This window comes from Kocuria turfanensis, assembly GCF_001580365.1.
GTDB classification, from domain to species: domain Bacteria; phylum Actinomycetota; class Actinomycetes; order Actinomycetales; family Micrococcaceae; genus Kocuria; species Kocuria turfanensis.
In genome coordinates this window covers 1328770-1353907 of record NZ_CP014480.1, presented here as the reverse complement: position 1 = coordinate 1353907, position 25138 = coordinate 1328770, and the positions used below count along the sequence as shown (strand labels likewise).

Genomic DNA, 25138 nt, shown 5'->3' with positions numbered 1-25138 from the left:
AGATGATGCAGGACCGCGGGGTGGTGAAGGCCGACTTCGACCCCCCTGCGCCTGCGGATCGGGGCGGCGCTGCTGCTGATGCTCGCCTACGGCGCCTCCGTGGGCGTGGAGGAGTACATCCGCGAGCACCGCGCGGCGCAGGGGAGGGATGTCCCGGGCGGAGAAGAACACCCTGGTCGCCTTCGGGATCACCGTCACCCTGTGGCTGCTGCCGGCCCTCGCCAGCCAGTTCGGCGGCACCGAGACCGCCGCCTACATCTTCCTCGACGACCGCCTCGACGAGGGGATCGTGGCCGTGCTCGGCGCCTCCCTGCTGTTCGTGCTGCCCACCGACTGGGGAAAGCGCGAGGCCACGCTGACCTGGTCCGATGCCGCGAAGATCGACTGGGGCACCATCGTCCTCTTCGGCACCGGCATCATCTTCGGGTCCCTGCTGGCCGACACCGGCCTGGCGGAGAGCATCGGCACCGGGGCCTCGGAGAACCTCAACATCACCAACGTCGTGGCGATCACCGTGTTCTCCGCCGTGCCGGCCGTGCTCATCTCCGAGACGACCTCCAACACCGCCTCGGCGGCGGTGATCGTCCCGATCGTCATCCCGCTGTGCCAGGCCATCGGCGTGGACCCGTTCGTGCCCGCGATGGCCGCGACCTTCGCCGCCTCCTTCGGGTTCATGCTCCCGGTCTCCACCCCGCAGAACGCCATCGTCTACGGCACCGGCGCGGTGCCCATCATCCGCATGATCCGCACCGGCATCGTCTTCGACGTCCTCGGAGTCGTCCTGATCGTCAGCATCGTCCGCGTCATGATCGCCGCGGTCGGCCTCGGCGGATGACACCCGGCGCACCGTGCCGCCCACCGGTCCTCCGCGCGCCCGGTCGCGCGGAGGACCGGTCGCGCGGAGGACCGGTCGCGCGGAGGACCGGTCGCGCGGAGGACCCGGGGCCGCCGGGGGTCCGCGGCGGTCGGCCCGATGACGCCGCGCGGGCCCGGTGCGTGCCCCCGCGGGCGGGCGCCGCGGTGTCACTGCGGCACATGTCGGCTCCCGGGCGGGACCGCCCCGCTAGATTGGGCGGGTGCGCACCGACCAGTCCTCCACCGTCCGCCCCGCTCCGCGACCCGCCGCGCCGGGTCCGGCCCCCCGCCGGGCCGCGGCCGTCTCCCTCGCGCTGAGCGCCGGGCTCCTGGCCTCCGGCTGCTCGGCGCTCAGCGCCGACGACGGGCGCGGGAGCGCCGAGCGGGTCGCCGCGGCACTGACCGCGGGCAGCGTCGAGGACCTGGGCTTCGGCCCCGTCGCCGGGCCCTTCGCCCAGCAGCAGTACGAGGAGACCACCGCCGGGCTGGGCGAGGCCACCGCGTCGGTCGAGGTCACGGCGGTGGAGGACACCGGGCAGGAGGACCGGCGGGAGGCCACCCTGGCCTGGTCCTGGGACCTGCCGGGCACGGACCGGGACTGGGCGTACGACGCGGTGCTCCCCCTGGTCCGCTCGGAGGGCGGGGAGTGGGTCCCCGAGTGGTCCGCCCGCGTGGTGCAGCCGGGGCTGGAGGAGGGCGAGGCCCTGCGCGCCCGGACCGTGGCCGCCGACCGGGGGGACATCCTCGGCGCGGACGGGCAGACCCTGGTGACGGAGCGCCCGATCCGCCGGGTCGGGATCGACCGGTCCCAGCTCGACGGCGCGGAGCCGGCCGCGGCGGCCCGCCGGCTGGCCGCGGCCGTGGACATCGACGCCGACGCCTACGCCGAGGCCGTCGAGCAGGCCGGGCCCGAGGCGTTCGTCGAGGCCGTCCCGCTGCGGCTGGAGGACTTCCGGGAACTGGACGCGCAGCAGATGGAGGCCGTCCCGGGGCTGCTCGTGGTCGAGGACGAGCTGCCGCTGGCACCCTCCCGCGGCTTCGCCGCCGACCTGCTGGGCAGCGTGTCCCCGGCCGCCGCCGAGGACCTGGAGGCCTCCGGCGGCGACCTGGCGAGCGGTGCGCTGGTCGGCCGCGGCGGCCTGCAGGAGCGCTTCGACGACCGGCTGCGCGGCGCCCCCGGCGTGGTGGTCGAGGAGGTCGTGCCCGGCGCCGACGGCGTGCAGGCCTCCGCCGGCGAGCCGCTGTTCGAGGTCCCCGCGCAGGCCGGCGAACCGGTCGCGGTGAGCCTGGACCGCGGGCTCCAGGCCACCGCCGAGGAACTCCTGGCCGACATCGAGTCCCCGTCCGCGATCGTGGCGGTCCGGCCCTCCACGGGCGAGGTCGTCGCGTCGGCCAACGGGCCGGGCTCCGAGGGCTACTCCACCGCGCTGCTGGGCCAGTACGCGCCCGGCTCCACGTTCAAGGTGGTGACGGCCCTGAGCATGCTCCGCGAGGGGGACACGCCCGGCACGGAGGTGCAGTGCCCGCCCTCGACCACCGCCGCGGGCGTGCGGGTCGACAACGTCGAGTCGTATCCGCCCGAGTTCACCGGCGCCATCTCGCTCACCGAGGCGATCGCCCACTCCTGCAACACCACCTTCGTGGACCAGCACGAGCGGATCAGCCAGGCGGAGCTGGCCACCGCGGCCGGGTCCCTCGGGATCGGCGCGGAGACGGACCTCGGGGTGCCGGCGTTCACCGGCGCCGTCCCGGACGAGGAGGACCCGGCCCAGCACGCCGCGGCCCTGTTCGGGCAGGGGCGCACGCTGGTCTCGCCGCTGGCCATGGCGAACCTCACGGCCTCGGTCGCCGCCGGGGAGCTCGTGACGCCCCGGCTGGTCACCACCGAGGGCCTGCTCGACGACGCCGCCACGACCGGGCCCGGTCCGGCGGAGCCCCTGGCCGGACCGGAGGCGGAGCAGCTGCGCACCATGATGCGGGCCGTCGTCTCCTCCGGGCACCTGGAGGTGCTGCAGGAGCTGGAGCCGGACACCGCGATCGGCAAGACCGGCACCGCCGAGTTCGGCGACGAGGACCCGCCCCGGACCCACTCGTGGGTGATCGCCGGGCACGAGGACCTGGCCGTCGCGGTCTTCGTCGAGGACGGCGGCCTCGGCTCGATCACCGGCGGGCCGCTGATGCGCGACTTCCTGGCGGCCGCCTCCGCGGCCCGCACCGGCTGAGGACCCGCACCCGCCGGGGGCCGCGGAAGGTGCCGGCCCGCGGTGGCACGGAGCGGCCCGCCGCCGCGGGCGGCGACCCGTGCGGGGCGGGCCCTTCCGGCGCGCGCCCCACTGGCGCAGGATGGGGGAGGACGTCCCGTCCGCCGCCGCAGACCCCGACCCCGTCAGGAGCTCCCCGTGCCCGAGACCGTTCCCATCTCCTCCGCGCGCACCAAGATCGGCGTGGTCGGCGCCGGCTCCGTCGGCTCGTCCCTGGCCTACGCGGCGCTGATCAAGGGCGTCGCCCAGGAGGTCGCCCTCTACGACCTGGCCGGGGAGCGGGTCCGTGCCGAGGGGCTGGACCTCGCCCACGGGGCCATGTTCACCCCCAGCTCCCGGGTGACCGGCTCCGACGACGTCGCCGTTCTCGCCGGCTCCGACCTCGTCCTCGTCACCGCCGGCGCCAAGCAGCGGCCGGGCCAGACCCGGATGGAGCTGGCGGGCGCCAACGCGCGGATCCTGGAGTCGCTGATGCCGCGGCTGGTGGAGCAGGCGCCCGAGGCCGTGTACGTGCTGGTCACCAATCCCTGCGACGTGCTCACGGTGATCGCCCAGAAGCTCACCGGCCTGCCCCCGGGACGGGTGATGGCCTCGGGGACCGTGCTGGACACCTCCCGGCTGCGCTGGCTGCTGGCCGAGGAGGGCGGGGTGTCCACCACGAGCGTGCACGCCACGATCGTCGGCGAGCACGGGGACACCGAGTTCCCCCTGTGGTCGAACGCGAACATCGGGCAGATCCCGCTGCGGGACTGGACGGTGGAGGGACGCCGGCCCTTCACCGAGGAGCGGCTGGACGACATCACCCACCGGACGATCAACGCGGCGTACACGGTGATCCAGGGCAAGGGCGCCACCAACTACGCGATCGGCCTGGCGGCGACCCGGGTGGCCGAGGCCGTGCTGCGCGACGAGCACGCCGTGCTGCCGGTGTCCACGGTCCTGGAGGACTACCGCGGGATCAGCGGGGTCGCCCTGTCGGTGCCCTCGATCGTCGCGCGGCAGGGCGTCGTCGAACGCCTGGTCGTGCCCATGGACGAGCAGGAGCAGGCCATGCTGCACCGCTCGGCCGCGGCGATCCGGGAGACCCTCGCCTCGATCGGGTACTGACCTGCATGCCGGCACCGGCCCGGGAACGGCGTCGGGGCCCGTTCCGGCGGAACGGGCCCCGATCGTGCAGCGCGGGAGGTCAGCGCTGGGCCATCTCGTCCTGCGCCGCGTGGGTGAGGCGCACGGCGTCGTCGAACTCGCGCTCGACGTCCTCGTCACGCCGGTACGTGGCCTTCGAGACCAGCATGGCGGAGACCAGGGAGACGATGAAGCCGGGGATGATCTCGTAGAGGTCGGCCCACGGGGTCACGGTCCAGGCGAACACGGTGATCGCGCCCAGGGCCATGCCGGTGATCGCGCCGAGGTTGGTGAGCTTGCGCCAGAACAGGGACAGGATCACGATCGGCCCGAACGAGGCGCCGAAGCCCGCCCAGGCGAAGGCCACGAGGCCGAGGATCGTGTTGTTCTGCTCCCAGGCCAGGAAGGTGGCCACGACGGCCACGGCGGCCACGCCCGCGCGGCCCAGCCACACCTGCTTGCGCTCGGACGGGGACTCCTTGACCGTCAGCTTGTACAGGTCCTCCACCAGGGCGGAGGAGGAGACGATGAGCTGGGAGGAGACCGTGGACATGATCGCCGCCAGCACCGCGGCCAGGACGAACCCGGCGACGACCGGGTGGAAGAAGACCTGGGCGAGGTCCAGGAACACGGACTCGGGGTCGGTCGGGCTCTCGTCGGGGCGGTTGCCGTAGTAGGCCAGGCCCACCAGGGCGGTGGCGATCGCCCCGAGGACGCTGAGCACCATCCAGGTCAGCCCGATCCGGCGGCCGGTCTTGGCGTCGGCGGGGGAGCGCATGGCCATGAAGCGGACGATGATGTGCGGCTGGCCGAAGTAGCCCAGACCCCAGGCCAGGGCCGAGATCACGCCGATGGCCGTGGCGCCGGAGACCATGGAGAGGGCGTCCGGGTTCACCGCGGTGATGTTCTCGGCCATCTGACCGAAGCCCCCGACGTTGACGATCCCCACGACCGGGACCATGAGCAGGGCGATGAACATGAGGATGCCCTGGGCCACGTCGGTGTACGTGGCGCCCAGGAATCCGCCGAAGAGGGTGTAGGCGATGGTGACGCCCACGACCAGCAGCAGCCCGGCGTGGTAGGTCGAGCCGAAGGAGGACTGGAAGAAGAGCCCGCCGGCGACCATGCCGGAGGAGACGTAGAAGGTGAAGAACACCAGGATGATCAGCCCGGAGACGATGCGCAGCATCCGGGTCCCGCCCTTGAGCCGGTTGTCCAGGAAGGACGGGATGGTGATCGAGTTGTGCGAGACCTCGGTGTAGGAGCGCAGCCGGGGCGCGACGAACTTCCAGTTCACCCACGCGCCGACGATCAGCCCGACGGCGATCCACGCCTCGACCAGGCCCGAGAGGAACACCGCGCCCGGCAGGCCGAGGAGCAGCCAGCCGGACATGTCGGACGCGCCGGCGCTGAGTGCCGCCACGCCGGGCTTGAGGTTGCGCCCGCCGAGCATGTAGTCGTCGAGGTTCTTGGTCCGGCTGTTGGCGTAGAGACCGATCGCGATCATGGCGGCGAAGTAGATGACGATCGCGATCGTCTGCGATATCTCTTGGGTCATGGCGTCCTTTCCGCCCGGCGCCGGCCGGGTGGTGCGCAGCGTCCAGGAGGGTGGGTGGGTCGGAGGTCCCACGTCACATTACGCGTGCTCCCGGCCAGTGACCAGCTACTACGGGTATAGGCAGACCGCCGGGGGCCCGGGCCGGGGCGGCTCAGCCGCCGTCGTGGACCTGCAGGAACTCGTACACCTCGCGCTCGTCCACGCCCGGGAAGGCGCCCTCCGGCAGGGCCGCGAGCACGTGGGAGTGCGCCCGGGTGTTGGGCCACGCGTGGCCGGCCCAGACCCGGCTCAGGTCCTCCGGCGGGCGCCGGCAGCAGGAGGGGTCCGGGCAGGTGGAGACGGTGCGGTGCGGGGTGTCCCGGCCGCGGAACCAGCGGGCGTCGGTGAAGGCCACGCCCACGCCGATCGAGAAGGTGCCCTGGCCGGAGAGCTCCGTGCGGGTGGAGCACCAGTAGGTGCCGGAGGGGGTGTCGGTGTACTGGGCGAAGGCGGTGAACTGGTTGGGCTGGTCGAAGACCGTGCGCCCGGACCACTTGCGGCAGGAGATCTGCCCCTCGATCGCGCCGGTGTGGTCCGTGGGGAACGCCAGCCCGTCGTTCTCGTAGGCCTTGTGGATCACCCCGGACGAGTGCACCTTGTGGAAGTGGGTGCGGACGCCCAGGTGGCGGGTCGCGAGGTTGGTGAAGCGGTGGCCCGCCGTCTCGTGCGAGACGGCGAACCGGTCCTTGAGGTCCTCCAGGAAAAGATCGCGGTTCTTCTTCGCCTCGAGCAGGAACGGGACGGTCTGGTCCTCGGGCAGCATGACCGCCGCGGCGAAGTAGTTCGCCTGCACCCGCTGGGCCAGGAACTCGGCGTAGTCCTTCGGGGGCTCGTGGCCCAGCACCTGGTGGCCGACCGCCTGGAGCAGCACCGCGCGGGGGTCGTGGTCCGCCCGCGGGCTCTGCACCAGGTAGATCCGCCGGTTGAGCAGGTCGGTGACCGAGCGGGTGGAGTGGGGCAGGTCGGTGACGTGGTGGATGCTGTAGCCCAGCCTGCCCACCATCTCCGAGATCACCGAGTTGGAGACCGGCCCCGAGGAGTACCCGCCCAGGGTCAGCAGCTCCTTGGCGGCCTGCTCGAGGTCCGGGAAGTAGTTGTCCCGCTCCCGCATCAGCCGGCGCAGCTGCACGTTGGCCCGGCGGGCCTCCTCCGGGGTGGCCGAGTTCTTCTCCAGCGCCTGGGCCAGGCGGTCCTGCAGGGCCACGAGCGCCTCGAGCACCTCCGTGGACAGGGCCGAGCTCACGCGGACCGTCGGCAGGCCCAGCTGCTCGTAGAACGGGGAGCGCTGGGCGCGCTCGAGCCGGATCTCCAGGGCCTCCCGCCGGTTGGCGGGCTCGGCCCCGAGCAGCGCGTCCACGCTGGTGCCGAGGACCTCGGCGAGCCGCTGCAGCAGGCTCAGCCGCGGCTCCCGCCGCCCGTTCTCGATGACGGACAGCTGCGAGGTGGCCGTGCCGGCGCGCCCGGCGAGCTCGGCCAGGGTCAGGCCGCGGTCCTTGCGCAGCGACCGGATGCGCCGGCCGAGGCCGATGAGGTCGGTGGTCCGGGGCTGCTCGTCCGAGGCCGGCTGCTCGTAGCCCCACGCACTGGTCGTCATTTCTTCATCGTACGTGAAGAATCGGGAAAGTTCGTGGAGAAATCTGGGTCCAACCGGGCTGATCCGGGCGCACAGTGGTGTGTGTCACCAGGAAGACGCGAACTTCCGGGAGACCCACGAACCCATTCGCACCACCGCCGTACCACCGCCGTACCACCGTGGACCACTCGACGAGGAGCTGACATGTCCTACCCCAACGCCCCCAAGACCGCCGACGAGATCCGCCAGGAGTGGGACGCCGACCCGCGCTGGCAGAACATCACCCGCGAGTACTCCGCGGAGGAGGTCGTCCGCCTGCGCGGCACCGTGCAGGAGGAGCAGACCCTCGCCCGCCGCGGCGCCGAGCAGCTGTGGCAGAAACTGCACACCGAGGACTTCGTCAACTCGCTGGGCGCCCTGACCGGCAACCAGGCCGTCCAGCAGGTCAAGGCCGGCCTGAAGGCCATCTACCTCTCCGGCTGGCAGGTGGCCGGCGACGCGAACCTCGCGGGCCAGACCTACCCCGACCAGTCGATCTACCCCGCCAACTCCGTCCCGGCGGTCGTGCGGCGGATCAACAACGCGCTGATGCGCGCCGACCAGATCGAGCACTCGGAGGGCATCCGCACCGTCGAGGACTGGCTGGTCCCGATCGTCGCCGACGCCGAGGCCGGCTTCGGCGGCCCGCTCAACGCCTACGAGCTGATGAAGTCGATGATCGCGGCCGGCGCCGCCGGCGTGCACTGGGAGGACCAGCTGGCCTCCGAGAAGAAGTGCGGCCACCTCGGCGGCAAGGTGCTCATCCCCACCCAGCAGCACGTCCGCACGCTCAGCGCGGCCCGGCTCGCGGCCGACGTCGCCGACGTCCCCTCGCTGATCATCGCCCGCACCGACGCGGAGGCGGCCACCCTGATCACCTCGGACGTCGACGACCGGGACAAGCCGTTCGTCACCGGTGAGCGCACCGCGGAGGGCTACTACAAGGTGCGCAACGGACTGGAGGCGTGCATCGCCCGCGGCAACGCCTACGCCCCGTACGCCGACCTGCTGTGGATGGAGACCGGCACCCCGGACCTCGAGCTGGCCAAGCAGTTCGCCGAGGGCATCCACGCGGAGCACCCGGACCAGATGCTGGCCTACAACTGCTCGCCGTCCTTCAACTGGAAGAAGCACCTGGACGACGACACGATCGCGAAGTTCCAGCGGGAGCTGGGCGCGATGGGCTTCAAGTTCCAGTTCATCACCCTCGCCGGCTTCCACGCGCTGAACTACTCGATGTTCGACCTGGCCCACGGCTACGCCCGCAACCAGATGACCGCCTACGTCGAGCTGCAGGAGCGGGAGTTCGCGGCCGAGGAGCGCGGCTACACCGCCACCCGGCACCAGCGGGAGGTGGGCACCGGCTACTTCGACCTGGTCTCCACCGTGCTCAACCCGCAGTCCTCCACCACGGCGCTGGCCGGCTCCACGGAGACCGCCCAGTTCTGAGCCGATCGCGGACGGGGCGGCCGGGGACCCGAGCGGGTCCCCGGCCGCCCCGCACCCGCCGACGGCCGCGTCCCGACGGGACGCCCCACCCCATCTCTTCCAGGACACTCCCCAGGCGAGGAGCCAGCCATGATGACCATGACCAGCGATCCCGTGACGATCAACGGCGTGACCCTCACCGGTCACCACGTGCCCCGGCAGAACAGCGTGCTCAGCCCCGACGCGCTGGGCTTCCTGGCGGCCCTGCACCGCGAGTTCGAGCCGCGCCGCCGCGAGCTGCTGGCCGCCCGCGAGGAGCGGCGCAAGGCGATCGCCCGCGGCACCGACCCCACCTTCCTGCCCGAGACCGCGAAGATCCGCGAGGACGACTGCTGGCGGGTCCCGCCGCCGCCGCCGGGGCTGGAGGACCGGCGGGTCGAGATCACGGGGCCCACCGAGCGGAAGATGACCATCAACGCCCTGAACTCCGGGGCCCAGGTGTGGCTGGCCGACATGGAGGACGCCAACACCCCGCACTGGACCAACGTGGTCACCAACCAGCTGAACCTGATCGACGCCCTCGAGGGGACCATCGAGTTCACCAACCCGGACGGCAAGCGGTACGCCCTGAAGAACAAGGACCCGCGGGCGAATCCGACGATCGTGGTGCGGCCCCGCGGGTGGCACCTCGAGGAGAAGCACCTGTCCGTGCGGGGCGAGCCCATCGCCGGGGCGCTGGTCGACTTCGGCCTCTACTTCTTCCACAACGCCCGCCGGCTCAAGAAGCTGGGGCTGGGCCCCTACTTCTACCTGCCCAAGACCGAGTCCCACCGCGAGGCGCGGCTGTGGCACGACATCTTCACCCGGGCGGAGTCCATGCTCGGCGCGGACCACGGCACCATCCGGGCGACCGTCCTGATCGAGACGATCACCGCGGCGTTCGAGATGGAGGAGATCCTGTGGGAGCTCGGCGAGCACGCCGCGGGGCTCAACGCCGGACGCTGGGACTACATCTTCTCGATCATCAAGAACTTCCGCACCCGGGGGCCCCGCTTCATCCTCCCCGACCGCAACGCCGTGACCATGACCCAGCCGTTCATGCGGGCCTACACCGAGCAGCTCGTGCGGGCCTGCCACCGCCGGCAGGCCATGGCCATCGGCGGGATGGCCGCGTTCATCCCGTCCCGCCGCGACGAGGAGGTCAACCGGGCCGCGATCGAGAAGGTGCGGGCCGACAAAATGCGGGAGGCCCAGGACGGCTTCGACGGCTCCTGGGTGGCCCACCCCGACCTCGTGCCCGTGTGCCGGGAGGTCTTCGACGAGGTGCTGGGCGAGAAGCCCAACCAGCTCGACCGGCGGCGGGACGACGTGGTGCCCGACGACAAGGCGCTCATCGACATCGCCTCGGCCGAGGGGAAGATCACCGAGGCCGGGATCCGCAACAACATCGAGGTCGGGATCCGCTACATCGAGGCCTGGCTGCGCGGCAACGGCGCGGTCGGCATCCACAACCTGATGGAGGACGCCGCGACCGCGGAGATCTCCCGCTCCCAGATCTGGCAGTGGGTGAACTCCCGGGCGATCACGGACCACGGCGAGGAGATCACCCGGGAGTGGGTGCAGGAGCTCGTCGAGGAGGAGTTCGGGCGGATCGAGCGGGCCGAGGGCGACCGCTTCGACGACGCCCGCTCGATCTTCGAGGAGGTCGCGCTGGGCGACGACTACCCGGCGTTCCTGACGACCCCGGCCTACGAGCGGTTCCTGGCCGAGCCCGAGGACCCGCACGCCCCGGAGGAGGCCGGTCCCCGGTCCCGGCTCCGCGCCTGAGGCGCCCAGCCGGAGGGGTCCACCACCCAGGGCTCCCGCGGCAGGACGTCCTCGGCGAAGACGGCGAGGACGTCCTGCGCCGTGCGGACGGGGCCGGGCAGGCCCAGCGACGCCGCCAGCCAGCCCAGCACCTCCTCCGCGCCGTGGCCCGCCGCGGCGAGCTCGGAGAGGGTCACGGCCCCGTCGCGCTTGGCCAGCCGCCGGCCCTCCGGGGTGAGCACGAGCGGCACGTGGGCCCACTGCGGCTCGGGCAGCCCGAGCACCGCCGCCAGGTAGGCCTGCCGCGGGGTCGAGGGCAGCAGGTCGTCGCCGCGCACCACCTGGTCCACGCCCTGGTGGGCGTCGTCCAGGACCACCGCGAGGTTGTAGGCGGGCCGCCCGTCGTTGCGCAGCAGCACGAAGTCGTCGACCAGACCCGTGTACGGGCCGGCCCAGCGGTCCACGACCGTGCGGGAGCGCACGTCCGCCCGCAACCGCACCGCCGGCGGCCGGTCGCGGCGGCGGCGTGCGCGCTCGGCGTCGCCGAGGTCCCGGCACGTGCCCGGGTAGGCGCCCGGCGCCCCGTGCGGGGCGCTCGCCGCCGCCTGGATCTCCCGGCGCGTGCAGTAGCACTCGTAGGTGCGCCCCGCCGCGGTGAGCTGCGCGACCGCGGCACGGTGGGCGGTCTCGCGCGTGGACTGCAGCAGCGGCGGGCCGTCCCAGTCCAGTCCGAGACGGGCGAGGTCGGCCAGCTGCTGCCCGGCCGCGCCGGGTCGCACCCGGTCGATGTCCTCGACGCGCAGCACGAAGCGCCGCCCGCTCGAGCGGGCCGCAGCCCACGCGATCAGGGCCGTGCGCAGGTTGCCCAGGTGCAGGTCCCCGGAGGGGGACGGCGCGTAGCGACCGGCGCCTCCGGACGCACGCCCGAGGGAGGAAGTGGTCATGGGTGCCAGGATAGACAGCGCCGGTCGGTACCCTGGCAGGGTGGCCCGCATCAACGAACTCCGCGACGGCGTCTTCGCCGTGAGCACGGACAACTGGAGACTGAACTCCGGTCTCGTGCTCGGGACCCGTCGCGCCCTCGTGATCGACACCGGCGCCGGCCCCCGCCAGGCCCGGGAGATCCTGGGCGCCGTGCGCTCGCTGACGGACCTGCCCCTCACGGTGGTGAACACCCACGCGCACTACGACCACTTCATGGGCAACGCGGTGTTCCAGCGCGACGGCGCCGAGGAGTTCTGGGCCCACCGCGCCTGCGCCGAGGCGATCCAGGAGCACGGCGACTACCAGCGCTCCTACGTGGGCACCCACGAGCCCGAGATGGCCGCCGCGGACGGCCCGGACACCCGCCTGGTGGTGCCCAACCGGCACCTGCCCGGCACCGGCCGGCGCCCCGCGCTGACCCGCGTGGACCTGGGCGAGCGCGGCGCCGTGCTCTTCTCGCTCGGGCGCGGGCACACCGACAACGACGTGTGCGTGGGCGTGGACGACGTCGTGTTCACCGGCGACATCGTGGAGCAGGGCGCCGACCCCAGCTTCGACGACTCCTATCCGCGGGGCTGGGCCACCGCCCTGGAGCACCTCGCCGCCCTCGACCGGTACCGGGTCTTCGTCCCCGGGCACGGCCACCCCGTGGAGCGCGGCTTCGTGCTCCAGCAGGCGCAGACCATGCGCACGGCGATCGAGCGGGTGGACGCGAGCGAGGCCGCCGCCGCGCAGCCCGAGGGCCTGCGGCCGGTGACGGCCTCGATGTTCCGCCTGCCCTACAACCCCGGTGCGGCGCGGATCCTCCTGGACCGGCTCGAACGGATCAGGGTCGAGGACGCCGCGACCGCGGCGCTTGCAGCGCTGCCAGGGCCGCAGCCGCGAGCAGACTGACCCCCAGGATCGCCGCGCAGCCGGCCATCGCCGCCCAGCCGCCGCCCGGCACCCGCAGCGCAGCCCACAGCGGCAGCAGCCCGGCCGCCAGCGCGCCGGCGCCGAGGACGGCCAGCAGCGCGACCAGGCCCCGGCCGGGCACGGGGCGCTCCACCGGGCCGGTCACGCGCAGCACCAGCCCGCCCAGCGCGGCCCACCCCGCCACGACGAGCAGGGAGGCCACGACGTCGGAGGGCCGGTGCCAGCCGTTGAGCAGGGTCGCGACCCCGGTCGCGGTCGTCGCCGCGGCCCCGAGCAGGGCCACGAACGGGCGGGACCGGGCCGGCGCGGCCAGCAGCACCACCGCCACGGCGGCGGCCGCGGCGGCCGTGTGCCCGGAGGGGAAGGAGTTGCCGGCCGCCTCCTGGATGCCCAGGTCCGGCTTCTCCACGAGCACGCGCTTGAGCAGCTGGACCGTGAGGTTGGACAGCACCACCACCGCGGCCCCGGTCAGCGCCGGGGCCAGGCGCCGGGACCGGGCGACGAGCACGGCCAGGCACACGGCGGAGACCACCCCCACCACCCAGGGGAGGAGGTCGAGCAGCTCCCGGGCCCGGTCCGAGAGACCGGGGAACGCGCCCGTGGCCTGCCGCAGGGCCAGCTCGTCGAGCCACTGGCCGGTCGGGGTGGTCAGCGCCACGACGCCCACCGCCACGGCGCCGCCGAACAGCAGGGCGGCGCCGAGCACGTGGGCGAGCGCCTGGAGGACGCTCGGCGCCGGGCGGTGGTGGGCGGTCGTGGTCATGGAGCTCCTGGTGGTCGGGCGGGCGGGCGTCCCGGTGCGGCCGGGTCCGCGCCCGCGGAGCCCTCATTGTTCCACGGGCGGATCAGTGCGGGCTGAGGAACCGCGCCTAGGCTGGTGGCCATGACCGAGCCCGCGTCCCTGCCCCCGCTCGACGAGCTGCTCGACGACGCGCACGTCGTCGCCCTGCCGATGCGCGTGCGCTTCCGGGGGGTGGAGGTGCGGGAGACGATGCTGCTGCGCGGGCCGGCCGGCTGGGGCGAGTTCGGGCCGTTCCCCGAGTACGGGGACGCCGAGGCCGCCGCCTGGCTGCGCGCCGCGGTCGACGCCGCGTGGCACGGCTTCCCGGCGCCCCGGCGCACCCGGATCCCGGTCAACGCCACGGTGCCCGCCGTGCCGGCGGCCCGGGTGCCCGAGGTGCTGGGCCGCTTCGGGACGGGGGTGCGCGCCGTGAAGGTCAAGGTCGCCGAGCGCGGCCAGGACCTCTCCGACGACGCCGCCCGCGTCGCGGCGGTGCGGGCCCTGCTCCCGGACGCGGAGCTGCGGGTGGACGCCAACGGCGGGTGGGACGTGCCCACGGCGCTCGCGGCGCTGGAGCGGCTGGGGGAGCACCGGCTCGCGTACGCGGAGCAGCCCGTGCCCACCGTGGCCGGCCTGGCCGCGGTGCGGGAGGGGCTCGCCGACCGCGGCGTGCCGGTGCTCGTGGCCGCCGACGAGTCCGTGCGCAAGGAGAGCGATCCCCTGGCGGTGGCCCGGGCCGGGGCGGCGGACCTGCTCGTGGTCAAGGCCGCCCCGCTCGGCGGGGTGCGCCGGGCCCTGGACGTGGTGGCGCAGGCCGGGCTGCCCGCCGTGGTCAGCTCCGCGCTGGACTCCTCGGTGGGCATCCGGGCCGGGCTGGCCCTCGCCGCCGCGCTGCCCGAGCTGCCCTATGCGTGCGGGCTGGGCACGGTCTCACTCATGCGCGAGGACGTCCTGCGCGAGCCGCTGCGCCCGGTGGACGGGGCGCTCGAGCTGCGGGAGGCCGTCCCGGACCCCGGTCTGCTGGCGGCCCGGGCGGTGCCCGCGGACCGGCGCCGGTGGTGGCTGGAGCGGGTGCGCCGGGTGCACGCCGGCGCGGCGGGGGCCGTTCCGGCCTGACCGGCGGGGCCCGTGGCGTCCGGGGGCATCCGGTCCCGCTGCGGCAGGACGGTCCGGCAGGACGGCCCGGCGGAACGGCCCGGCGGGATGCCGTCACACAGCGGCGGCTCCGGGCCCGACCGGCGCGTCGCGCCCCCGGGCCGTCACCGCCCGTTAACGTGGGCTTTCCCTCGGCACCCCCCACGCCTCACGCGGCGGTGGTGCAGTGGCGGAGCACCCGTTCCCCGCCCGCGGTCGCCCCGCGGAACCGATCCCCTGGGAGAGCCATGACCGACATCGCCAAGCGCCCCCTCCTTCCCATGCTGGGCCACGCCCGCGGCAAGCGCAGTCCTCTCACCTGCCGGCTGAAGTGCGGCGACGCCTGCGCCGGCCCGGAGTGCAACACCTCCGGCAACGGCTACTTCCGGGACATCGCGAGCGCCGCCCTGTCCCGTCGCTCCGCGCTCGGGCTGGGCGCCGCGGCGGCCGTGACCGTCGGTGTCGTCGGGGCCACCCCCGAGGCCGCCCAGGCCCACGGCCGCGGCCGCTCCGGGCTGTCCTTCACCCCGATCGCCCCCGTCCCGAACACCGTCGACGACCTCACCGTGCCGGAGGGCTACGACTGGTCCCCGATCATCCGCTGGGGCGACCCGCTGTTCACCGACTCCCCGGAGTTCGACCCGCTGCAGCAGACCCCCGAGGCGCAGGCGAGCCAGTTCGGGTACAACTCGGACTATCTGGACATCCTGCAGGACCGCGGCGGCCGCACCGGCGTGCTCGTGAACAACCACGAGTACACCAACGAGGCGAACATGTTCCCGGCCGACCAGCTCGGGGACCTGGAGCGCGTGGCCCGCGTGGCCATGGCCGCGCACGGGATGTCCGTCGTCGAGATCGCCCGCACCGGACCCGGCCGGCCCTGGTCCTACGTGCGCGGCGGCAGCCGCAACCGGCGCATCACCCTGAGCACCCCGTTCGCGGTGGACGGCCCGGCCGCGGGGTCCGACCTGCTGAAGACCCGGGACGACCCCACCGGCACCGTGGTGCTGGGCACGCAGAACAACTGCGCCGGCGGCACCACCCCCTGGGGCACCGTCCTGTCCGGGGAGGAGAACTTCAACCAGTACTTCAAGGGCAACGGCTCCGCCGAGCAGAAGCGCTACGGGATCTCCACCGACGACCCGAGCCGCCGCTGGCACGAGGTGGACCCCCGCTTCGACTCGACCCTGCCCGGCTACGAGAACGAGCCGCACCGCTTCGGCTGGGTCGTGGAGATCGACCCGCAGGACCCGTCCTCCACCCCGGTCAAGCACACGAGCCTGGGCCGCTTCAAGCACGAGGGGGCCAACGTGCGGGTGGCCGAGGACGGCACCGTGGTCGCCTACTCCGGCGACGACGAGCGCTTCGACTACCTCTACAAGTTCGTCTCCGCCAAGAAGTACGTCGAGGGCGACCGGGCGCACAACATGACCCTGCTCGCCGAGGGCAACCTCTACGTCGCGCAGTTCACCGGGGACACCGCCGCCGAGATCGACGGCTCCGGGCGGCTGCCCTCCGACGGCGCGTTCGACGGCTCCGGCCGGTGGCTGCCGCTGGTCGTGGACGGCGAGTCGGCCGTGGACGGCATGTCCGTCGAGGAGGTTCTGGTCTTCACCCGCCTGGCCGCGGACCAGGCCGGGGCCACCAAGATGGACCGCCCCGAGGACGTCGAGCCGTCCCCGCTGACCGGCAAGCTCTACGTGGCGCTGACCAACAACACCCAGCGCGGTACCGCCGGGAAGGCCGGCCCGGACGAGGCCAACCCCCGCACCCAGAACCGCGACGGGCACGTCATCGAGCTGACCGAGCGGAACAACCGCGCCGCCGCCCTGGAGTTCGACTGGAACATCCTGCTGGTCGCCGGGGACCCCGCGAAGAACGCGTCGACCTACTTCTCCGGCTACCCGGCGCAGAAGGTCTCCCCGATCTCCTGCCCGGACAACCTCGCCTTCGACTCCGCGGGCAACCTGTGGATCACCACCGACGGCGCCCCGGGCACGATCGGCTACAACGACGGCATGTACAAGGTGGGACTGTCCGGGCGCCGGCGCGGGAACGTGGAGCAGTTCCTCGCCGTCCCCCAGGACGCCGAGTGCTGCGGCCCGGTGGTCCACGACCGCGAGCGGATGGTCTACGTGGCCGTGCAGCACCCGGGGGAGGACGGCTCGTTCGAGGAGCCCCGCTCCTACTTCCCGGACTACGTCGTGCCCACCCGGCAGGGCGGCGGGGAGTGGGCGCTCCCGCGCCCGTCCGTCGCCCAGGTCTTCCCCGTGGACCGCGACGAGGAGCCCGAGTTCCCCGGGGCGATCTCCGACCGGCCCGGCCGGGAGCGCAACGCGGGCCGGCGCCGCAAGAACGGCGAGCGCGGGCCCCGCTACCGCGGCTACAAGGGCAAGGCCACCGCGGAGACCAAGGCCGCGGCCCGGACCGCCGCCCGCTCCTACTGAGCGGCCTCCGCACCGGACGGTCCCCGTTCCGCCGCCCGGCGGGACGGGGACCGTCCGTCTCCCGGGACTACCCTGGTCTCCTGTGACCACACCGTCCCTCGCCACCGCCCGCGCCGTCCTCGAGGAGCTCGTCGGCGCCGGGATGCGCCACCTCGTCGTCGCCCCCGGCTCCCGCTCCGCGCCCCTGGCCTACGCCGCGGCGGCCGCCCACGCCGCCGGCGCCCTGGAGGTGCACGTGCGCGTGGACGAACGGGGCGCCGCCTTCACCGCCCTGGGCATCGCCCGGGCCACCGGCCGGCCGGCCGGCGTGGTCACCACCTCCGGCACCGCGGTGGGCAACCTGCTCCCGGCGGTCATGGAGGCCGACCACGCCGAGGTGCCCCTCGTCGTGCTCTCCGCCGACCGCCCGCCGGAGCTGCGCGGCACCGGCGCCAACCAGACCACCCGCCAGCTCGGGCTCTTCGGCGGGCACGTGCGCGCCGCCGTCGACCTCCTGCCCGAGGACGGCGACGTCCCCACCCGCCTCGCCGGACCCCTGGCCGCGCTCGCCGGCCGCGGGCCCGGTGGACCCCGCCCCGCCGGGCCCGTCCAGCTCAACGTGGCCCTGCGCGAGCCGCTGCACCCCGCCCCGGAGGACGGCGCCGAGCTCGCCGGGCGGGCGCGCCGGCTGGCGGCCCGCACCGCAACCGCATCGGACCCGGGCCCGCGCGCCGTCGCCGCCGGACCCGTGGTCACCCCGTCCCCGGCCGCGGGGCAGGCCCGCTCCGTGGTCGTCGCCGGGGACGGCGCGGGCCCGGCCGCCGCCCGCTTCGCCGAGGCCTGCGGGCTGCCGCTGTTCGCGGAGCCGTCCTCCAACGCCCGGTCCGGTCCGCAGGCCGTGGGCGCCTACCGGCTGCTGCTGGAGGCGCCCCTGGGGCGGCGGATCGAGCGGGTCCTGCTCGCCGGCCGGCCGACGCTCTCCCGCCCGGTCGCAGCGCTGCTGGCCCGGGCCGACGTGGCCACCGCCGCCGTCCAGCCCGGCCCCGTGGCCTGGTACGACCCGGGGCGCCGGCGCGAGCGCGTGCTCGGGAGCTGGGCCGAGGCCGCCGCCTTCACCGGCCGCGGGGCCCCCGGCTGGGCCGCCGCCTGGCGGGAAGCGGGCGCCGCCGCCGACGGCGCCGTGGCGCGGCTGCTCGCCGCGGAGCCCCCGGGGCGCCCGACCGGCCCAGCCGTGGCCGCCGCGCTGTGGGAGGCCTGCCGGCAGGACGGGGCGGTGCTCGTCGCCGGGTCCTCCAACCCGGTGCGGGACCTGGACCTCGCCGCCCGCCCCGGCCCGGCGTCCCCGCTGGTGGTCGCCAACCGCGGGCTCGCCGGGATCGACGGGACGGTGGCCACCGCCGCGGGCGTGGCGCTGGGCACCGGGCGCCCCGTCCGCGCCCTCGTGGGGGACCTGACCTTCCTGCACGACGCCTCCTCCCTGCTGCTGGGCGCCGGCGAACGGGAGCCCGACCTGCAGGTGCTGGTGCTCAACGACGGCGGCGGCGGGATCTTCGCGACCCTGGAGCACGGTGCGCTGGGGGAGCAGCAGGAGTACCGCGACGTCGTCGAGCGCTTCTTCGGGACCCCGCACGAGGCGCGCCTGGACGCGCTCTGCGCGGGCTACGGGGTCCCGCACCGGCGGGCCGACAGCCTGCCGGAGCTCGCCGCGGCGCTCGCCGGGCCCGTGCGCGGCCGCTCCGTGCTCGAGGTGCGGGTGGACCGGCGGGAGCTGCGGGCCCTGCACGCCCGGATCCGGGCCGCGGTGGCCGCTCCCGCGGACTGAGCCGCCCGCCGCCGCGCCCCGCCGCGGCGCCCGCGCCTCCGGTGGGGTGGGGAAGGGCCCCGTCCCCGGGAGGGGACGGGGCCCTGCGGCGCCCTGCGGGAGCAGCGGCCGCCGGGTCAGCGCTCCGGGGCCTGCACCTGGGTGGGGTTGAGCACCCGGGAGAGGAACGACTGGGTGCGGGGCTCCTTCGGGGCGCCGATGACCTGGGCGGCGGGGCCCTCCTCGACGACCACGCCGCCGTCCATGAAGACGACCTTGTCTGCGACGTCGCGGGCGAACTCCATCTCGTGGGTGACCACGAGCATCGTCATGCCCTCGGCGGCGAGGTCGCGCATGATGGACAGCACGTCGCCCACCGTCTCGGGGTCGAGGGCGGAGGTGGGCTCGTCGAAGAGCATCAGGGACGGGTCCATCGACAGGGCCCGGGCGATGGCCACGCGCTGCTGCTGCCCGCCGGAGAGCTGGTCGGGGTGGCTGTCGGCCTTCTCGGACAGGCCCACGCGGTCGAGGTTGGCCCGGGCGATCCGCTCGGCCTCGGCCTTGTCCCGCTTGAGCACCTTGACCTGGGCCACGGTGCAGTTCTCGAGGACGCTCAGGTGCGGGAAGAGGTTGAACTGCTGGAAGACCATGCCCACGTGCCGGCGCATCCGGTCCACGTCGGCCTCGGGGTCCGTGACGTCGAAGTCGCCGATCGTGATCCGCCCCTGCTGGGGCTTCTCGAGCAGGTTGACGCAGCGCAGGAGGGTGGACTTGCCCGAGCCGGAGGGGCCGATGAGGCAGACCACCTGGCCGGCCCCCACGCTCAGGGAGATGCCCTTGAGCACCTCGAGGGGCCCGTAGGACTTGTGCAGGCCCTCGATCACGACGGAGGCGGCGCCGGCGAGGCCGTCGGCGGACCCGGGCTGCGGGGAGGATGCAGTGCTCATCGTCTGGCTCCTAGGACTTCTTCATGCGGTCGGTCTTGGACTCGAAGCGGCGGGTCAGGATGCCCAGCGGCACCGTGATGATGAGGTAGCAGATGCCCGCCACCACCAGGGGCGTCAGGCCGGCGCCGGCGCCCGAGATCGCCTCGCGGCCGTACTTGGTGAGCTCGTACTGGCCCACGCCCATGCCCAGCAGGTAGACCAGGGAGGAGTCCTTGGTCAGCAGGATCACCTCGTTGGTCAGCGGCGGCAGCACGATCCGCAGGGCCTGCGGGATGACGATCGTGACCATCGCCCGGGCGTGCGACATGCCCAGGGAGCGGGCGGCCTCGTACTGGCCCTTCGGCACGGCCTGCAGGCCCGCCCGCAGCGACTCCGCGATGTAGGCGGCGGCCACGAGGCCCAGGGCGACCATGACCGTGACGTAGTGGTTGAAGCGGAAGCCGAAGGCCAGCGGGATGCCGTAGCCGAAGGCGAGGAAGACCAGCAGGGCGGGCACGCCGCGGAAGAACTCGATGTACAGCGTGGCCAGCCACCGGTACGGCGCCACGGAGGAGAGCTTCATCAGCGCCAGGACCACACCGCCGGTGAGACCCACCACGAAGCCCAGCAGCGTGTAGATGACGGTGTTCTTCAGCGCGGTGGTGATGATGCCGGGGAACTGCTGGGCCGCGATCTCCGGGTTGAACACCTTCTCGATCAGCAGCGGCCAGTCGGCGATCGCGAGCAGCGCGAGGACGACGACGATCAGGACGGCGTACTGGATGCCGCGGGAGAGACGGGCTCTCTGGTGCATGGTCATGGCCATGGGGTGGTCCGTTCTGGGTGGTACGGGCGGTCGGTGGCGGAGCCGGCGCCCCGGGTGCGGGGCGCGGGTCCTTCGGTCAGTCCTTCTCCTGGACGGGGATCCACTGCTCGACGATTCGCTCGAGCGTGCCGTCCTCCTCGATGCGGTCCAGGGTGGCGTCGACGGCCTGGAGCATCGCCGCGTCGCCCTTCTGGACGGCCACGCCGAGCTGGTCGTCGAGGTCCGCGGTCTCCTGGACCACGAAGTCCGGGTCGTCCTGGGCGTGCTCGGCGATCGCGGTGACGTCGTCGAGCACGGCGTCCACGCCGCCGGTGCTGAGCGCGGTGAACAGCGTGGTGGCGTCCTCGAACTGGACGGCGTCGAGGCCGAGCTCCCGGGCCTGGGTCTCCCCGACGGTGCCCTGCATGACCCCCACGCGCACCTGCTCCTCGCGGGCGGCGTCGATCGAGTCGACGCCGTCCTCCCCGTCGGTCACGAGGCCGACCTCGTTGTCGTAGTACGGGTCGGAGAAGTCCATCACCGTCCGCCGCTCCTCGGTGATGGACAGGGCCGAGATCGCCACGTCGCACTGGTCGGTGTCGAGGGCGGCGCCGGACTGGATGGACTCGAAGGCGAGCGTGACGTTCTTCATCTCCACCCCGAGGTCGGCGGCGATCTCCCGGCCCAGGTCCATGTCGAGGCCGACCATCTCGCCGCCCTGCTCCATCTCGAACGGCGGGTAGTTGGACTCCGAGCACACGGTGAGGAAGCCGGGCTCCACCAGGGCCACGGCGGCCGATCCGCCGTCCACCGGGGTCGCGGGCTCGGCGGCGGTGTCCTCGGCGGAGCCGCCGGAGCAGGCCGTGAGGGCGAGGGCGGCGGCGGCGGACAGGAGGCCGGCGGCGCGGCGGCGGGACGGGCGGGGCATGGGCGGTTCCTCCGGTGGGAGCGGTGGTCGACGGCGCGGTCGGGCCGCGCGAGGAGCCGGCTCTACGGGGCGGTAACCCCCGACTGCGTTCGGGACACAAGGATACGGTGCGATCCGGGCGTCCGGGCGCGCGCCGGGCGCGCCGCCGCCGGGGCCCGCCCCCACCGGGCTCAGCGGGCGGAGAGCCCGGGGGCGGGCACGAGCCGCTCGGCGGCGCCGTCGGCGCCCTGCCCGAGGGCCTGGAGCATGGGCCGCAGCTTCGCCCAGGTCTCGGCGAGCTCGGCCTCGGGGTCGGAGGCGGCCACGATGCCGCACCCGGCGTAGAGCCGCACGGTGCGCTCGTCCTCCTGCACTGCGCCGCGCAGGGCGATGCCCCAGTCGCCGTTGCCGGCGGCGTCCAGCCAGCCGACCGGCCCGGCGTACAGGCCCCGGTCCATCTGCTCCAGCTCCGGGATGGTGGCCGCCGCCACGGCGGTGGGCGTCCCGCAGACCGCGGCGGTCGGGTGCAGCGCCTCGGCCAGCTCCAGGGCGGAGGGCGGGTCCCCGGCCGGACCCGGGCGCAGCGCGGCGGTGACGTCGGAGGCGAGGTGCCACACGTTGGGCAGCTCCAGGATGAACGGCTCGGGGGAGGTGGTCACCGCGTCCGTGTAGGGCGCCAGCGACGCCACGAGGGAGTCGATCGCGAAGCCGTGCTCGTGCTGCTGCTTCTCGGACTCCCCGAGCACCCGGGCGGCGTACTCCTGGGGGTCCTCGTCCACCGGGGCCGCGTCCCGGTCCAGGGTGCCCGCGAGCACGCGGGCGTGGGCCGCTCCGTCGAGCACCTGCACGAGCATCTCCGGGGTCGCCCCCATCAGCCGCCCCGCGGCGCCCCCGCCGAAGCCCACGCAGTACGTCCAGCACTGGTCGTAGCGGTGGGCGAGGTCCCGGACCACGGCCACAGGGTCGAGCGGCTCGTCGGTGCGGGCCACGACGTCGCGGGCCAGGACCAGCTTCTCCAGCCGTCCCGCGCGGATCAGGTCCACGCCGTCGCGCACGGCCCCGGTCCACTCGTGCTCGCCCAGCGTGCCGGGGGACAGCCGGACGGCGGCGGGCACCGCGGCCGGGTCCTCCCCGGCGGCCGGCGGGCGGCCGGGGGCGGTGCCGAAGCGGCGCAGCCAGGCCGCGGCCACGTCGTCGGCGCCCAGCGCGAAGGCCGTGCCGGGAGCCACGGCCACCACGAGGCTGGCCCAGGCCAGGTCGTCGCGGCGGCCCACGAGCAGCTCCGGCACCACGAGTCCGGAGTCGGCCCCGGAGGCCGAGGCGAAGGTGAACGCGCCGAAGGCGGTCAGCCCGGTGCCCGGGACGCCCACCCGGTCCTCGACCACGGCGGCGGCGACCACGTCGTCCCACCACACGCGCGCGGCGGTGAAGCGGTCCGGGCCGCGCACGGTGTGCTCGGCGACCCGGCCGTGGGCCACGAGGCCGCGTCCGTCCACGGTCCAGCTGAGCAGGTCGGGCCCGGCCAGCAGCTCCCGCAGGTCCGGGGCGTCCGCGGGGTCCGCGCCGAGGGCGGACAGCGGGACCGTGAGGGCGTGCAGCACGGGGACCGGCGGGGCGGTGGCGGGGTCGGTGGAGGACATCGCCCCCCAGTCTAAGCGGCGCGGCCGACAGCCCCGGCCCGTGCCCGAGCGCCCCCGGACCGCCGGGCGCGGGCGGGCCGGGGGCGGACCGGGGGCGTCGGAGGGAGGTGCGACAATGACCGGGTGAACCGAGCAGACCTGTCCAAGCAGCCGCACGAAGTCTCCGCCATGTTCGACGACGTGGCGCCGCGCTACGACCTCGTCAACGACATCCTCTCCCTGGGCCGGGCCCGCGGGTGGCGCAAGGTCGTCGCGGAGGCCGTCGCGGCGGTGCCGGGGGAGCGGGTGCTCGACCTCGCCGCCGGGACCGGCACCTCGTCGGAGCCCTATGCCGACGCCGGCGTGGACGTCGTGGCCGCGGACCTCTCGCTCGGGATGCTCGAGGTGGGCCGCGCCCGCCGCCCCGACATCGAGTTCGTGCAGGCCGACGCCACGCAGCTGCCGTTCGCGGACGCCTCCTTCGACGCCGTGACGATCTCCTTCGGCCTGCGCAACATCCAGGGCCACGGCCGGGCGCTGGCCGAGATGCTGCGCGTCACCCGCCCGGGCGGGCGGCTGGTGATCTGCGAGTTCTCCACCCCCACCCTGGCCCCGCTGCGCACCGTCTACACGGAGTACCTCATGAAGGCGCTGCCGGGGATCGCCGCTCGCACCTCCTCCAACCCCGCGGCCTACCAGTACCTCGCCGAGTCCATCGCGGCGTGGCCGGACCAGGAGGAGCTCGCCGCGCAGATCCTCGGCACCGGCTGGGAGGGCGTGCAGTACCGCAACCTCACCGGCGGCATCGTGGCCGTGCACCGGGCCGTGAAGCCCATCCCGGCCGCCCCGGCCCGATGAGGGCCCTCGTTCTCGGCGGCGGCCCGGCGGGGGCCACCGCCGGGTACTGGCTCGCGGCGCACGGGATCCGGGCCACGGTCCTGGAGAAGACCGCGTTCCCCCGGGAGAAGGTCTGCGGCGACGGGCTGACCCCGCGGGCCGTGCGGGAGATGCAGCTCATGGGCCTGCCGCACGGCCCGGAGCTGGGCTACGCCCGCAACCGGGGCCTGCGCCTGGTGGCCCGGCGGCGCACCGTCGAGGTGCCCTGGCCGGAGCTCAGCGACTTCCCCGGCTACGGGCTGGTGCGCACCCGCACCGGCTTCGACCAGCAGCTCGCCGAGCACGCCCGCGCCGCCGGGGCGCGGGTGCTCGAGCGCCGCTCCGTCACCGGGGTGCTGCGCGACGGCACCGGGCGGGTCGTCGGCGCCCGGGCGAACGTCCTCGACGACGCCGGGCGGCGCACCGGCGAGACCGAGGAGCACCGCGCCGACGTCGTGCTCGCCGCCGACGGCAACTCCGCCCGCGCCGCCGTGTCGGCCGGGCTGCACAAGCGCGACGACCGGCCCATGGGCGTGGCGGTGCGCGCCTACTACGAGTCCCCCCGCTCGGAGCTGGACTGGATGGAGGGCTGGCTCGAGCTCACCGACGGCCACGACCCGCGCGGGGCGCTGCTGCCCGGCTACGGCTGGGTCTTCGGCGTCGGGGACGGCACCGCCAACGTGGGGCTCGGGATCCTGGACACCTCCCCGGCGTTCGGGGCCCTGGACTACCGCAGGGTGCTCGCCGGCTGGACCGCCTCCATGCCCGCCGAGTGGACCTTCGACGAGGAGCACCGCCGCGGCCGCGTGCTGGGGGCGGCCCTGCCGATGGCCTTCAACCGCACCCCGCACCACGTCCCGGGGATGCTCCTGCTCGGCGACGCCGCGGGCCTCGTCTCCCCGTTCAACGGCGAGGGCATCTCCAACGCGATGGAGTCCGCCCGCTACGCCGCCGAGCACGTCGTGGCCGCGGCGGCCGCCAACGGCCCGGCCCAGCGCGAGCGCGTGCTCGCCGGCTACCCCGACCGGGTGCGACAGGAGTGGGGCGCCCACTTCACGCAGGGCCGGGTCCTCGCCCAGCTGATCGGCAGTCCCGCCGTGATGAAGGCCGCCGTGCGCACCGGCATGGCGGTGCCCGCCCTGATGCGGTTCGTGGTGCGGGTGATGACGGAGCTCTCCGACCGCCCGGCCGCCGCGTGGGAGGACCGCGTGGTCGCCCTCCTGGACGCCCTGACGCCCCCCACGGACAACACCCGGCCCCCGAAAACTCGCTAGAGTGGT

General features: G+C 74.5%; 19 protein-coding genes. 11 read left to right on the top strand and 8 right to left on the bottom strand.

The window, feature by feature from the left end:
• Nucleotides 1–148 precede the first annotated feature (148 nt).
• The 3 genes from AYX06_RS20400 (at nt 149) to AYX06_RS06225 (ending at nt 4223) form a co-directional block, all read left to right on the top strand.
• Complete coding sequence (locus tag AYX06_RS20400; protein WP_062735032.1) at nt 149–835, top strand: SLC13 family permease; 687 nt, start codon at nt 149–151, stop codon at nt 833–835.
• Between the two features lie 241 nt (nt 836–1076).
• Nucleotides 1077–3077 carry a penicillin-binding transpeptidase domain-containing protein gene (locus AYX06_RS06230; protein WP_062735031.1) on the top strand — a complete coding sequence of 667 codons (2001 nt, stop codon included), beginning with the start codon at nt 1077–1079 and terminating at the stop codon, nt 3075–3077.
• A 177-nt stretch (nt 3078–3254) separates the two neighbouring features.
• Nucleotides 3255–4223, top strand: a complete 969-nt coding sequence (locus tag AYX06_RS06225; RefSeq protein ID WP_062735030.1) for an L-lactate dehydrogenase — start codon at nt 3255–3257, stop codon at nt 4221–4223.
• Nucleotides 4224–4302: 79 nt separating this feature from the next.
• On the opposite strand, the gene putP is transcribed toward AYX06_RS06225, so the two are convergent.
• A complete protein-coding gene (gene putP, locus AYX06_RS06220; protein ID WP_062735029.1) occupies nt 4303–5799 on the bottom strand; it encodes a sodium/proline symporter PutP in 1497 nt (498 codons plus the stop codon).
• A gap of 151 nt (nt 5800–5950) precedes the next feature.
• Complete coding sequence (locus AYX06_RS06215) at nt 5951–7432, bottom strand: helix-turn-helix domain-containing protein (RefSeq protein ID WP_062735028.1); 1482 nt, start codon at nt 7430–7432, stop codon at nt 5951–5953.
• 183 nt (nt 7433–7615) lie between these two features.
• On the opposite strand from AYX06_RS06215, the gene aceA reads away from it, so the two are divergent.
• Together aceA and aceB are read left to right on the top strand one after the other, a co-directional pair.
• Nucleotides 7616–8899: an isocitrate lyase gene (gene aceA / locus AYX06_RS06210; protein ID WP_062735027.1), complete on the top strand. Its 1284-nt coding sequence runs from the start codon at nt 7616–7618 to the stop codon at nt 8897–8899.
• Nucleotides 8900–9031: 132 nt separating this feature from the next.
• Nucleotides 9032–10705 carry a malate synthase A gene (gene aceB / locus AYX06_RS06205; RefSeq protein ID WP_062736914.1) on the top strand — a complete coding sequence of 558 codons (1674 nt, stop codon included), beginning with the start codon at nt 9032–9034 and terminating at the stop codon, nt 10703–10705.
• Here the strand turns inward: aceB and gluQRS are convergent.
• The gene (gene gluQRS, locus AYX06_RS06200) at nt 10627–11628 is read right to left on the bottom strand and encodes a tRNA glutamyl-Q(34) synthetase GluQRS (RefSeq protein ID WP_062736915.1); all 1002 of its coding nucleotides are present in this window, start codon (nt 11626–11628) and stop codon (nt 10627–10629) included. The two genes, aceB and gluQRS, sit on opposite strands and share 79 nt — an antisense overlap.
• A gap of 40 nt (nt 11629–11668) precedes the next feature.
• On the opposite strand from gluQRS, the gene AYX06_RS06195 reads away from it, so the two are divergent.
• Complete coding sequence (locus AYX06_RS06195) at nt 11669–12562, top strand: MBL fold metallo-hydrolase (RefSeq protein ID WP_062735026.1); 894 nt, start codon at nt 11669–11671, stop codon at nt 12560–12562.
• Here the strand turns inward: AYX06_RS06195 and AYX06_RS06190 are convergent.
• The gene (locus AYX06_RS06190) at nt 12495–13346 is read right to left on the bottom strand and encodes a phosphatase PAP2 family protein (protein WP_062735025.1); all 852 of its coding nucleotides are present in this window, start codon (nt 13344–13346) and stop codon (nt 12495–12497) included. The genes AYX06_RS06195 and AYX06_RS06190 overlap by 68 nt on opposite strands.
• Before the next feature lie 120 nt (nt 13347–13466).
• On the opposite strand from AYX06_RS06190, the gene AYX06_RS06185 reads away from it, so the two are divergent.
• From AYX06_RS06185 to menD, 3 genes are all read left to right on the top strand, one after another.
• Nucleotides 13467–14480, top strand: a complete 1014-nt coding sequence (locus tag AYX06_RS06185; RefSeq protein WP_062735024.1) for an o-succinylbenzoate synthase — start codon at nt 13467–13469, stop codon at nt 14478–14480.
• Between the two features lie 266 nt (nt 14481–14746).
• A complete protein-coding gene (locus AYX06_RS06180) occupies nt 14747–16945 on the top strand; it encodes a PhoX family protein (RefSeq protein ID WP_062735023.1) in 2199 nt (732 codons plus the stop codon).
• Between the two features lie 82 nt (nt 16946–17027).
• The gene (gene menD / locus AYX06_RS06175; RefSeq protein ID WP_062735022.1) at nt 17028–18746 is read left to right on the top strand and encodes a 2-succinyl-5-enolpyruvyl-6-hydroxy-3-cyclohexene-1-carboxylic-acid synthase; all 1719 of its coding nucleotides are present in this window, start codon (nt 17028–17030) and stop codon (nt 18744–18746) included.
• 116 nt (nt 18747–18862) lie between these two features.
• On the opposite strand, the gene AYX06_RS06170 is transcribed toward menD, so the two are convergent.
• From AYX06_RS06170 to AYX06_RS06155, 4 genes are all read right to left on the bottom strand, one after another.
• A complete protein-coding gene (locus AYX06_RS06170) occupies nt 18863–19672 on the bottom strand; it encodes an amino acid ABC transporter ATP-binding protein (protein ID WP_062735021.1) in 810 nt (269 codons plus the stop codon).
• 10 nt (nt 19673–19682) lie between these two features.
• Complete coding sequence (locus AYX06_RS06165; protein ID WP_062735020.1) at nt 19683–20477, bottom strand: amino acid ABC transporter permease; 795 nt, start codon at nt 20475–20477, stop codon at nt 19683–19685.
• 76 nt (nt 20478–20553) lie between these two features.
• Nucleotides 20554–21384, bottom strand: coding sequence for an ABC transporter substrate-binding protein (locus AYX06_RS06160; RefSeq protein ID WP_062735019.1), 831 nt, complete (start codon nt 21382–21384; stop codon nt 20554–20556).
• A gap of 170 nt (nt 21385–21554) precedes the next feature.
• On the bottom strand, nt 21555–23003 hold the full coding sequence (locus AYX06_RS06155; RefSeq protein WP_062735018.1) for an isochorismate synthase: 1449 nt from the start codon (nt 23001–23003) through the stop codon (nt 21555–21557).
• Between the two features lie 123 nt (nt 23004–23126).
• Between AYX06_RS06155 and AYX06_RS06150 the strand changes: the two genes are divergently transcribed.
• Complete coding sequence (locus tag AYX06_RS06150; protein ID WP_084271476.1) at nt 23127–23840, top strand: demethylmenaquinone methyltransferase; 714 nt, start codon at nt 23127–23129, stop codon at nt 23838–23840.
• On the top strand, nt 23837–25132 hold the full coding sequence (locus AYX06_RS06145; protein ID WP_062735016.1) for a geranylgeranyl reductase family protein: 1296 nt from the start codon (nt 23837–23839) through the stop codon (nt 25130–25132). The genes AYX06_RS06150 and AYX06_RS06145 overlap by 4 nt, the downstream gene beginning before the upstream one ends.
• The last annotated feature ends 6 nt before the right edge of the window (nt 25133–25138 follow it).

Excerpts from the sequence above, each read along its gene's own strand:
- AYX06_RS06190 (WP_062735025.1), bottom strand. The coding sequence starts at position 13,346 with ATGACCACGACCGCCCACCACCGCCCGGCGCCGAGCGTCCTCCAGGCG.
- AYX06_RS06155 (WP_062735018.1), bottom strand. The coding sequence starts at position 23,003 with ATGTCCTCCACCGACCCCGCCACCGCCCCGCCGGTCCCCGTGCTGCAC.
- AYX06_RS06185 (WP_062735024.1), top strand. The coding sequence starts at position 13,467 with ATGACCGAGCCCGCGTCCCTGCCCCCGCTCGACGAGCTGCTCGACGAC.
- AYX06_RS20400 (WP_062735032.1), top strand. The coding sequence starts at position 149 with ATGTCCCGGGCGGAGAAGAACACCCTGGTCGCCTTCGGGATCACCGTC.
- putP (WP_062735029.1), bottom strand. The coding sequence starts at position 5,799 with ATGACCCAAGAGATATCGCAGACGATCGCGATCGTCATCTACTTCGCC.
- AYX06_RS06170 (WP_062735021.1), bottom strand. The coding sequence starts at position 19,672 with ATGAGCACTGCATCCTCCCCGCAGCCCGGGTCCGCCGACGGCCTCGCC.
- AYX06_RS06165 (WP_062735020.1), bottom strand. The coding sequence starts at position 20,477 with ATGGCCATGACCATGCACCAGAGAGCCCGTCTCTCCCGCGGCATCCAG.
- AYX06_RS06160 (WP_062735019.1), bottom strand. The coding sequence starts at position 21,384 with ATGCCCCGCCCGTCCCGCCGCCGCGCCGCCGGCCTCCTGTCCGCCGCC.
- gluQRS (WP_062736915.1), bottom strand. The coding sequence starts at position 11,628 with ATGACCACTTCCTCCCTCGGGCGTGCGTCCGGAGGCGCCGGTCGCTAC.
- aceA (WP_062735027.1), top strand. The coding sequence starts at position 7,616 with ATGTCCTACCCCAACGCCCCCAAGACCGCCGACGAGATCCGCCAGGAG.
- AYX06_RS06145 (WP_062735016.1), top strand. The coding sequence starts at position 23,837 with ATGAGGGCCCTCGTTCTCGGCGGCGGCCCGGCGGGGGCCACCGCCGGG.
- aceB (WP_062736914.1), top strand. The coding sequence starts at position 9,032 with ATGACCATGACCAGCGATCCCGTGACGATCAACGGCGTGACCCTCACC.
- AYX06_RS06180 (WP_062735023.1), top strand. The coding sequence starts at position 14,747 with ATGACCGACATCGCCAAGCGCCCCCTCCTTCCCATGCTGGGCCACGCC.
- AYX06_RS06215 (WP_062735028.1), bottom strand. The coding sequence starts at position 7,432 with ATGACGACCAGTGCGTGGGGCTACGAGCAGCCGGCCTCGGACGAGCAG.